This is a genomic window from Thermoanaerobaculia bacterium (assembly GCA_018057705.1).
In the GTDB taxonomy this organism is placed as follows: Bacteria; Acidobacteriota; Thermoanaerobaculia; order Multivoradales; family JAGPDF01; genus JAGPDF01.
The window spans coordinates 1-7,328 of sequence record JAGPDF010000126.1 but is presented as its reverse complement, the minus strand read 5'-3'; the positions used below and the strand labels follow the sequence as shown (position 1 = coordinate 7,328).

Here is a 7,328-nt window from a genome sequence, read left to right as displayed (position 1 = left end):
GGACGCTATGTCGTCGTCGGCGGGCTGGCGGTCGTCCTGCACGGACATGCTCGCCTGACCGTCGACCTCGATCTGGTCGTCGATCTCGCTCCCGAGGCGGCGCGGCGGACGATCTCGGCGCTTCTCGGTCTGGGTTTCCGCCCACTGGCGCCCGTCGATGCGCTCGACTTCGCGGATGCGGCCCAGCGCCAGCAGTGGGTGGAAGAGAAGGGAATGCGCGTCTTCTCTCTCTATGAGCCGGAGAGCCCGCTCTCCACCGTCGATCTCTTCGTCGAGTCTCCGATCGACTTCGAAGAGCTCTATCGGAAAGCCCAGCTCATCCCGATCGGAAATACGGTCGTCCGCGTCGTTTCGATCCCCCACCTCATCCAGATGAAACGGGCAGCGGGCCGGGAGCAGGATCGGGCAGATCTCCAGGTTCTCGGGGAGATCGAAAAGCGGCGGGGGCAAGACGAGATTGCGGAGCCGACGGCGCCGCCGGAAGACGATCTCTGGGCAAAGACCAGTTGGGAGGGCCACGCCCGGTGGCAACTCGAGCGCACGCTCTCCGCGACACCCGCGCAGCGCCTCGCCTGGCTCGAAGGAGCGATCCGAATCGCGCACGCCGCCGGCGCGATCCGGCGGCCCCAGGTAGAGCTGGCCGCCCGCTAGCGCTCGAAAATCACTCGCTCCTGACCGGCTGGATTGCCGCGCCCTGCAGCGCTTGCCACAGCGCTTCGACATGCCGGCCCTCGGTGGTTTCGGCGCCGATGCTGAGGCGGAGCATCTGGCGGCCTTTGAGGTCGCTGGGGGTGAGGTAGGCGGCGCCGCTGTCGTTGATGCTCCGGGCGATCGCGAGGTTGTGGGCGGTGAGGGCCGGTTCGTCGCCGGCGAGGGCCTGCGGCACGTGGCGGACGCATACGGTCTGCAGAGGGACCGGGGCGAGGCGCTCCCAATCGGGGGCGGCGTCGATCTGGTTTTTCAGCCACTGGGCGTTGGCGAGGTCGCGGCGCAGGCGTGCTTGGAGGCCTTCGACACCCACGTCGAGCAGGTAGAACCAGAGCTTCAGGGCGCGGAAGCGGCGGCCGAGCGGGATCTGCCAGTCGCGGTAGTTGGTCACCGCGCCGTCTTCGGCGGTGCGCAGGTAGGTCGGGTTGGTGCTCATCACGCGGATCAGATGCTCAGGGTCGCGCGCGTAGTAGGCCGAGAGGTCGAAGCCCACGCCCATCCACTTGTGCGGATTGAACACCAGGCTGTCGGCGCGTTCGACGCCGGTCCACAGCGGGCGGCACTCGGGGAGGACCATCGCCGTGCCGGCGAGCGCCGCGTCGACGTGCAGCCAGATCGTGTCCGGACCGGCGAGGTCCACGATCTTCGCGATGGCCTCGAGCGGATCGATCGCCGTCGTGCCCGTGGTGCCGATCGTCGCGACGATGGCGCACGGCCGGCAGCCGGCGACAAGATCGGTGGCAATCGCCTGCTCGAGGAGGTCGACACGCAGCGCATGCACCTCGTCGGTGTCGATGAAGCGCAGGTTCTCGCGCCCGAAGCCGGCGAGGAGCGCCGCCTTCTCGACCGAGCTGTGTGCCTGGTTCGAGAGGTAGACGGTGAGCGGCGCGGCGAGCCCCTGGAGCCCGGCACGGTTCTGGCTGAAGCCCGAGGCGCGCTCGCGCGCGCAGAGGAGAGCGCAGAGCGTCGCGGTGCTCGCCGTGTCGTGCACGACGCCTCTCCATTCCGGCGCGAGCCCGACCATCTGCCGCAGCCAGTCCATGACGACCTCTTCGATCTCGGTCGCGGCGGGGCTCGTCTGCCAGCTCATCCCCTGCGCGCCGAGGCCGGCGGCGACGAGGTCGCCGAGAATCGACGCATAGCTCGTGTTGGACGGGAAGTAGGCGAAGAACGACGGGTGGTTCCAGTGCGTGATCCCTGCCAACACCAGCTCGTCGAGCCGCGCCAGCGCCGCCGGCAACTCGCCCCCCGCGCGCGGCGGCTCCGCCGCGAAGCGCGCCCGGATCTCCCCCGGCCGCACCGAGCTCCGAACCGGCAGGCGCTCGACCCCCTCCCGGTACGCCGCCACCCACTCCACCATCTCGTGTCCCAACTTGCGAAACGTCGCTGCATCCATGGCGATGCTCCTCGAACCTGGTCCTCCGACCGATCGATGTTCGGCCTCTGGAGAAAACTGGAAGTCCGTGGATATCGGCGCGAAAAGACCGGTAAAGGGACCCCTCCGCGCCTGAAGTGGGCCTACTCGCCGCCCTGGGCGAACGTACGCTCGAGTGCGCTCGGGACTTCGATCGCGGCGAAGAACCGGGTCGGAAAGAGATAGTCCTCTCCCGACTCATCGACTACACGTGCGAACCCGTCCGCCTCTGCTTTCGGGTCCGGGATCCGCTGATAGACCTTGCGCAACTCCACCGCTGCCGGGTAGCCGGTGTTCTCGATGCAGACAACCCAGGAATGCGCGGTCGCGGTCGGCATCTTCCACGAATGCGATCGGCGTCAGAGTGCTCGCCGAGGGCGCGCCGGAGCGGGAGACTCTGGGACTGGAAGGGCGGCGATGACGGATCGCAGCAGGGTGTTCACGGACTCGGAGCTCTGGAACACGGCGGCGACGTCAGGATCGAGCACTACCGCGAGGGAGTTCTTCTCCTGTCCGGAAGCGAAACGATTCGGTTTGGCCCGCGAGTAGTCGAGTTGATACTCCTCTCGCATGACGGGCTTCTTCTTAACGGTTCTCTTCGTAGTCATGGCGTTCTCGCGGCGTCGCGGGCCGGGCGCTGAACAGGCGCACGGCGGTCGATCGCTCGACAAAACATACCACCAGGAGTCTACCTGCCTCGGAATGCCCGACAATGATCTCGCGGTGCTCGGCCGCCGGGTGGTCGACGTCCTCGAAGATCCTCGCCAGGGGATCGACGAAGACTCTCGTCGCCTCCTGAAACGTGACGCCATGCTTGGCCAGATTCAGCTTGGCCTTGCGCGGATCCCACTCGAAGAGGACTTCCATGATCTCGAAATCAGACTAGCACCGGCCTCGCTCCGCAGAGGCACGGCCCCCCTGGCCCCGGCTCTTAGCGGGGTTTCTTGCCTTCGCCGAAGATGTTGCGCCAGTGGGCGATCTCGTTGGCGTTGGGGAGCGGTTTGTCGGCGGCGGCCAGAGCGCTCAGGGCGGCTTTGGATCTTGCTTTGGGCTGGGTGGCGCGTTTGGCGAAGATGGAGGCGGGCTCGACCTTCGCGCCGTGGTTGCGGCAGCGGCGGGTGAGGGACTGGTCGTTGGTGATGACGGTCCAGGACTTCGCGGTTTTGCCCAGGGCCGCGATCCGTTTCGAGATGACGTCGTCGGCCGAGCGGCTGCCGCCCCAGACGATCTCGACGCCGCCGAGGCGGGTGGCCATGCCGGGGCTCTCGGGCCCGTCGAAGACCACCACCACCTCTTTGCGCTCGCGCGCCCAGGGGAGGAGGGCGGCGAGAATCGCCTGCGAGTTGCGCGCCCCCGCTGCTCCGCCCAGTACTCCGCCCAAATTCGCGGCGTCGATCAGCCAGGGCATCGGGGGCCTCGCACTCTCTCGTCTACATCCGGTCCGTCACCAGATCCTGCAGACCTTCTCCCGCACCATCGGCTGACCGGGTTTGCACGAGAACGCCTCGGCGAACTCCGGCATGTTGGCGACCACGCCGTTGATCCGCCAGACGCCGGGGCTGTGCGGGTTCGTCGCCGCGGAGACTCGCAGCTCTTCCGGCCGCTGGTTCTCGCACACCCACTGCGCGAAGCCGACGAAGAAGCGCTGCTCCGGAGCGAGACCGTCCTTCGGCTCGAGCTTCTCTCCGGCGACCGCCTTCTTCCACGCCTCCCAGGCGAGGATCGTTCCGCCGAGATCGGCGACATCTTCGCCGAGCGTCAGTTTGCTGTTGATCTTGAGGTTGTCAACGATCGGATACTGTGCGTACTGGTCGGCCACGCACTGCGCGCGCGCGACGAACTGCGCGCCGTCCTCCTTCGTCCACCAGTCCTTGAGATTGCCGGCGCCGTCGAACTGCCGGCCCTCGTCGTCGAAGCCGTGGGTCAGCTCATGCCCGATCGTGCCGCCCGTATTGCCGTAGTTCGGGGCGGCGTCCATCTTCGGGTCGAAGAGCGGCGGCAGGAGGACGCCCGCCGGGAAGTTCATGTCGTTCATCGAGGCGTTGTAGTAAGCGTTGACCGTCGGCGGTGTCATCCCCCACTCGCCGCGGTCGATCGGCTGGCCGATCTGGGCGAGCTGCCGCCGGCTCTCGAACACGGTCGCCCGGCGGACGTTTCCGAAGTGGTCCTTGCGGTCGATGACGACTGACGAGTAGTCGCGCCAAAGCTCCGGATAGCCGATCTTGTAGCGCATCGCGGCGAGCTTCTCGAGCGCCTTCGCCTTCGTCGGCTCGCTCATCCAGTCGAGCCCCTTCACCCGCTCGGCCATCGCTTCGTGGATGCCGCGCACCATCGTCTCGGCGGCGACCCGGGTTTCGGGAGCGAACTGGCGTTCGACGAAGAGCTTGCCCAGGGCCTCGCCCAGGTCGCGGTCGATCGCGTCGACGCAGACCTGCCAGCGCGCCGGCGGCTCGGGAGTCCCGCGCAGGGTCCTGCCGTAGAAGTCGAAGTCGGCCTCGCGGTAGGGGGCCGAGAGGTTCTCGGCGGCGCTCCGAAGCAGCGCCCATCGCAGATAGGTCCGCAGGTCGGCGACCGGCCGCTTCGCGATGATGACCTGCAGCGCCTTCAGGAACTCGGGCTCGTTCACGTCGACGACGAAATTCGCGGCTCCGGACGCCACTCCGGCCGCGGCGAAGTACTCCTTCCACGCGAAGGCCGGGGTGAGCTTCTGCAGCGCGGCGAGGTTCATCCGATGGTAGACCTTGCGCGGATCGCGCCGGTCGACCCGGGAGAGCGACGCGCGCGCGAGATCGGTCTCGATCGCGAGCACGATCGCGGCGCTTTCGGCGGCCCAGTCCGGCGCCTCCCCCATGAGCCGGAAGTTGCGCGCCGCGTGCTCGACGTACTTCGCCCGCAGGGCCACGGAGGCGGCATCGGTCTTCAGGTAGTAGTCGCGATCCGGCAGGCCCAGCCCGCCGGCCTGAACGACGGCGATGCGCTGCGTGGCGTCGCCCGGGTCCTGCTCCGAACCGAAGCCGAAGACGAGGCCGCGCCCGCGCGCTTCGAGGTGGAGCTCGGCGAGCAGCGGAGCGAGCGCCTGAGCGTCCTTGAGCTTGCCGATCGCCGTCATTTGCGGCCGGATCGGGTCGAGGGCCGCCTTGTCGATCGCCGCGATATCCATGCAGGCGGCGAAAGCGTCGCCGAGCTTGCGCCGCTCGGGATTCCCGGCCTCCGGGTCTGCCGCGGCCTCTTCGAGCAGGCCCCAGAGATAACGCTGATTCTCGTTGTAGAGCTTGCCGTAGACGCTCCAGCGCGACTGGTCGGGCGGAATCGGGTTCTGCGCCCGCCAGCCGTTGCAGGAGTAGGCGTAGAAATCGACGCAGGGGTCGACCGACCGGTCCATGAAAGCGGGCTCGAGGCTCGGCGTGTACGGCAGCGCGGCCAACGGGCGCGGTGCTCCAGGGGTGTCGGCGGCGACGCCGGCCGCGGTGGAGGCGGGGGTGGCCAGCACCGGTGCCGCCGAGGCCGTCGCCGCGAGAGCCGTCGGCGCGACAGGATCCGGCGGGGCAGCTGGCACAGGTGAAGCCTGGGCCAGCGTGCGCGACGCGGCGCCGAACGCGAGGAGCGTCAGTGCCGCCAGAAGCGTCTTCCGACCCCTGGACATCCCCATCAGCCCTTGGCCTTGACGGTGAATCCGACGGCGCTCTTTTCCCAGCGCATCTCGACCCTGTCGCCGGCCGCCGCGTACTCGAGCGTCTCGACCATGTCGTGCGCCGCCGCTTTCACGGTGACCCGCAACGCGTCACTCGCGGCGTCGTACTTGTAGGCGCCCCACTGCTCCGCCACCTTGTTGAAGATCACCGTCCACTCCCCTTCGCCGGGGATCAGGAACAGCGCGTAGCGACCGGCTGCCAAAGGCTTGCCTTCGATCGTCACATCCTTGTCGAAGGAGATCTGCGTCGCCTCGTCGGCGCCGGCCCGCCAGATCTCGCCCCAGGGCACCAGGGCGCCGAAGATCTTCCGCCCGGCGGCGTTCGGCCGGCCGTACTCGACCACAACCTGCGCGCCGCCCACCGTCGCCTCGAGCTTGCCGTTCTTGCTCTTGCGCTCCTTGTCGTCGCCGCGCGCCGCCCAGCTCGCCCCGGCCAGGGCGAACAGGCCGAGCAGCATCCAGCAGGCCATCGTCTTCGTTCGCATCGTCCGCATCGTCCGCATCGAGGGATCCTCCGGTTCGGGCGCGCCCGGAGCGGGCGTCCGCAGGGGCCAGTCTACCGAAAGCGGCGCGACGTGGCGGAGGCAGCGCACTCCGGTGTTATCGTTCGCGCTGCGTGCGCCCCGGGGGCGGAGGCGCGCCGCTGTCCCGGTTTCCTGCGCCGCTGCGTATCGGTAGACATATGACCACTCTCGACCCCAACTCCACTCTCGCCGCGTCGCGCTCCACGTTCGCTTCCGCCTCGAAGGTTCCGCCCGTCCCGATCCAGGTCGCATCGTGGCCCACCGAGAAGCCGCTCTTCGTGCTGGTTCTCCTGCTCTCCCTGGGGCTCTGGGCGCTGCTCGCGATCTCGATCATCGGCCTGGCCTATGTCGCGCTGATCGGCCTCTTTCTCTTCTTCGTCCACCTCGCCTTCGTCACCCACCTGCGCGGCAGCGCGGTGCGGCTCGGGCCGGCGCAGTTTCCCGAGCTCCACGCCCGCGTCCAGGAGCTCGCCCGCGCGGCGGGCGTCCGGCGTGAGCCCGAGGCCTACCTGCTCGAGGCGGGCGGCAGCCTCAACGCCCTGGCGACGAAGTTCTTCCGCGGCCGCATGATCGTCCTGTTCTCCGATCTTCTCGACGCCTGCGGCAGCGACACGGCGGCGCGCGACATGGTGATCGGCCACGAGATCGGTCACTTGAAGGCCGGCCACCTCGACCACCTGCTGCTAACCGGTCCCGGCCGCTTGATGCCATTCCTCGGCGCCGCCTACTCGCGCGCTTGCGAGCGCACCTGCGACCGCTGGGGTGCGGCCCTCTGTGGCGATCCGGCCGGCGCGACGCGCGGGCTCGCCATCCTCGCGGCGGGCGGAAGCCACGCCAAGGGTATGAACCTCGAGGCGTTCGTCGCCCAGCGCCGCGACCTCGACAACGGCTGGATGACTCTCGGCAGCTGGCTCTCGGCCTATCCGCCGCTCTCCGAGCGCGTCGAGCTGCTCGCGCCGGCGCTCGGCGCCGGCCTGCCGGCGAACACGCA

General features: G+C 68.7%; 8 protein-coding genes. 2 read left to right on the top strand and 6 right to left on the bottom strand.

Going from position 1 to position 7,328, the window contains the following annotated elements:
- The coding region (locus KBI44_20690) for a hypothetical protein (protein MBP9146901.1) at window positions 1–651 on the top strand (651 nt) is incomplete at its 5' end.
- Window positions 652–661: 10 nt separating this feature from the next.
- Here the strand turns inward: KBI44_20690 and KBI44_20685 are convergent.
- The 6 genes from KBI44_20685 to KBI44_20660 all read right to left on the bottom strand — a co-directional run bounded on the left by KBI44_20685 (window position 662) and on the right by KBI44_20660 (window position 6,271).
- Entirely contained in the window at window positions 662–2,104 is a 1,443-nt protein-coding gene (locus KBI44_20685; protein MBP9146900.1) for an aspartate aminotransferase family protein, read from the bottom strand.
- Between the two features lie 122 nt (window positions 2,105–2,226).
- The gene (locus KBI44_20680; GenBank protein ID MBP9146899.1) at window positions 2,227–2,460 is read right to left on the bottom strand and encodes a hypothetical protein; all 234 of its coding nucleotides are present in this window, start codon (window positions 2,458–2,460) and stop codon (window positions 2,227–2,229) included.
- Window positions 2,461–2,707: 247 nt separating this feature from the next.
- Window positions 2,708–2,989 (bottom strand): BrnT family toxin, encoded by a 282-nt coding sequence (locus tag KBI44_20675; protein ID MBP9146898.1) that lies wholly within the window; start codon window positions 2,987–2,989, stop codon window positions 2,708–2,710.
- Window positions 2,990–3,053: 64 nt separating this feature from the next.
- The gene (locus KBI44_20670) at window positions 3,054–3,530 is read right to left on the bottom strand and encodes an NYN domain-containing protein (GenBank protein ID MBP9146897.1); all 477 of its coding nucleotides are present in this window, start codon (window positions 3,528–3,530) and stop codon (window positions 3,054–3,056) included.
- A gap of 36 nt (window positions 3,531–3,566) precedes the next feature.
- Window positions 3,567–5,765 carry a M13 family metallopeptidase gene (locus KBI44_20665; GenBank protein ID MBP9146896.1) on the bottom strand — a complete coding sequence of 733 codons (2,199 nt, stop codon included), beginning with the start codon at window positions 5,763–5,765 and terminating at the stop codon, window positions 3,567–3,569.
- A 5-nt stretch (window positions 5,766–5,770) separates the two neighbouring features.
- On the bottom strand, window positions 5,771–6,271 hold the full coding sequence (locus tag KBI44_20660; protein MBP9146895.1) for a DUF2911 domain-containing protein: 501 nt from the start codon (window positions 6,269–6,271) through the stop codon (window positions 5,771–5,773).
- 224 nt (window positions 6,272–6,495) lie between these two features.
- On the opposite strand from KBI44_20660, the gene KBI44_20655 reads away from it, so the two are divergent.
- The coding region (locus KBI44_20655) for a M48 family metallopeptidase (GenBank protein ID MBP9146894.1) at window positions 6,496–7,328 on the top strand (833 nt) is incomplete at its 3' end.